At 53.5% G+C, this 2,448-nt stretch carries 2 protein-coding genes; both read right to left on the reverse strand.

Annotated elements, in window-relative coordinates:
- Window positions 1–105: 105 nt before the first annotated feature.
- The gene (locus tag IGR76_01610) at window positions 106–1,206 is read right to left on the reverse strand and encodes a PEP-CTERM sorting domain-containing protein (protein ID MBF2077234.1); all 1,101 of its coding nucleotides are present in this window, start codon (window positions 1,204–1,206) and stop codon (window positions 106–108) included.
- A 583-nt stretch (window positions 1,207–1,789) separates the two neighbouring features.
- The gene (locus tag IGR76_01615; GenBank protein ID MBF2077235.1) at window positions 1,790–2,167 is read right to left on the reverse strand and encodes a hypothetical protein; all 378 of its coding nucleotides are present in this window, start codon (window positions 2,165–2,167) and stop codon (window positions 1,790–1,792) included.
- Between the last annotated feature and the right edge of the window lie 281 nt (window positions 2,168–2,448).

The following is a 2,448-nucleotide window of genomic DNA, read 5'->3' on the forward strand; positions in this document are numbered from 1 at the left end:
TTAGACAAGAAACCTCAACACCAAAGGGCAGCTTCGGCTGCCCTTTTTCGTGGCTGGCGATTGCGATCGTGCATCACACCATCGGCACTGGATGCCGAAATGGAGCTACGAGTTGGGATGAGACCTGCGATCGCGGCGCGCGGCCACCAGCCCAGCCAACGCCAACGCCACCAGCGAAGGAGTCAGCATCGGTTCTGGTGTGGTCATAAACTTGGGACGAAAAATCAGCCCAACCGGGCGTACGAGGGCAGGCTGATTGGCCGCCACCAAAGTGCGTATCCCTGAGGCCACGTCAAACTTCAGCAGTGTCCCAATCGGGTTACTGGGCTCGCCGATATCAAACCCGATCGTGTACAGCGATTTTTCAAAGCCAAAGCCCAGCCCACCAATGAAGTTGCTACTTGGAGTGGTGCCAGTGTAATTAGTGTCGTAGACCTGAAGCTCCTGTCCCGTGGCGAAGTCATACCGACGAATCCCATTGGCAAAATCACTGACGTAGAGGTTGCCATCATCCGGGCCGATCGCCAAACCCAGAAAACTCACAAACCCAAAGCTACTGGGGAAAGGCGCAGGCTGCGGCACAAACACTTTGCCCAAGCCTGAAGTAATGTCGTAGCACAACACCTGACTCGGGAACCCAAAGCTAAAATCTGGCTGACCGTTGACCGCCGCCACACTGCCCTGAGTTGTGACGTATAACTTACCATCAGGGCCAAAGAGCAGCCCATTTGGGCCATTCAACCCTTCTGGACTGCCATCACGACGAGCAAACACATCGAGGAACGCGCCAGTTTTACCGTCATAGCGCAAAATTTCGTCGGACAAAAAGCTGCTGACGTAGAGATTGTCATCGGGGCCAAAGGCGAGGCCATAGGGTCGTAATAATCCGCCACCGCTGGCAAAGCGATCAATGAGTGCACCTGTTTTCGCATTAAACCGATAAATGGCTGAGGTATCTGGGGTGGTACCGCTGCTAATGTAGAGGTTGCCATCGGGGCCATACACCAAGGAATCTGGGCTGACAAACCCCTCAAAGGGGGAGATAAACTCGCCGAGAAACTGTCCCGTTTTTTCGTCAAACTCAACCACATTGTTGCCCACAGTGTTACCAATCAGGACAGCGGCGGGGGCAGGTAGCGCCGACAACCCGATCGCGCTCAAGGCGGCAAGAGAGCAGGGCAGCGATCGCAGGGGGTCAAAGGTCATGCAGGGAAATAGGAAGAAAACCCTATCACTGTGCGGTGCAGCACGGTGGCAAGACTGTCGGGGGAACTACAAAGTCCTAGGGAAATTATGGAGAGATCGACCGACAACACTCCCCCCGCGTCCGCCATTCCCTCCGAAAAGTTGCGATATCAACGGTGGTCATCATCTGCGATCAGCGTCATGCAGAGCACAACCTAGAAGGACATGAATCACCCCAATTTCAGCGCACTTCCTGGATCAGAGAATAACCGGGGGATAAGTCCTGATTTCCTTACCAGTTCTGCCAGTGTCCGACGAGCTTAAACGGCAGAATGCTTACTCAGTCAGGGGCAGAAAATGTAAGGTGCAATGACTTGGATGCGCCCCGTTCTCCCCCTTAGGATTTGGGAACTCTAACACCATGTGGAGCTTCCCAAGCCACCCTAGCGTTTTCTCCTTAAGCAAACAGACAGCACACAAACCTTCGCCCACGCGGAGGTCTTTTTTATCTGCCGAATTCTCTCAACGTCCGCATCTCTCAGGAGACAAGGGAGGCGTCCGGCACGTGCTGACGCTTTCAAGGCATCGAACCAGGGCGAGATCGCTATTGAGCACCACTGCCCGTAAAGAAATGGGCACTCGTCAGGCGACTGCGGGTCATCATGGCGCTGGTGAGGTCACTATGGCTCAAGCGCTCCGCAGTGTTCGGGTCATACTCCAGATAGGTATGCCGGGAGGAGGTTGGGGTAGCAAATGATTGCCGCTCAATCTTTGCTGTCGTCAACGACATCTCAGCAACACCGTCGGCGGACATCCCCGCCGCCGATGCTTGGTGTTGAAAAGAATCGATACCAACCGCAATCGCAAAAATGACAATACCTACGAGCAGCGCAACCCGCCAACGAACTGCTTTTCCCAGCCCCCCCATCCACGGCATTGACGTTGGCGGGGTATTCACGAGGTCTTCGCAATCAAAAGACACGAGACGCCTTCCTCAAAGACAACAGGCGCAAACTTGTTTCACCGAAAAATCTCCCAAATTGTGGGGAAATGAGAGATTGCAGTGAAACGTTTTGCAAAAGTTTATGTGATTACATTACCAAATTCTTGAAAATCTTGCTTTACATTTTTTCACGAAATGGGGGGTGGCTCTCAGAATTCGCGATCGCGCGTTCAAGGCACAGAGCTTGCATCAATGCGGTCGGATCCACTTCTCTGAGAGGTTTTCAGGCTTTTTGCTGCACTCGGCTCAAAGCTGAATCG

It is taken from the genome of Synechococcales cyanobacterium T60_A2020_003 (genome assembly GCA_015272205.1).
Classification (GTDB): Bacteria; Cyanobacteriota; Cyanobacteriia; order RECH01; family RECH01; genus JACYMB01.

Excerpts from the sequence above, each read along its gene's own strand:
- IGR76_01610 (MBF2077234.1), bottom strand. The coding sequence starts at position 1,206 with ATGACCTTTGACCCCCTGCGATCGCTGCCCTGCTCTCTTGCCGCCTTG.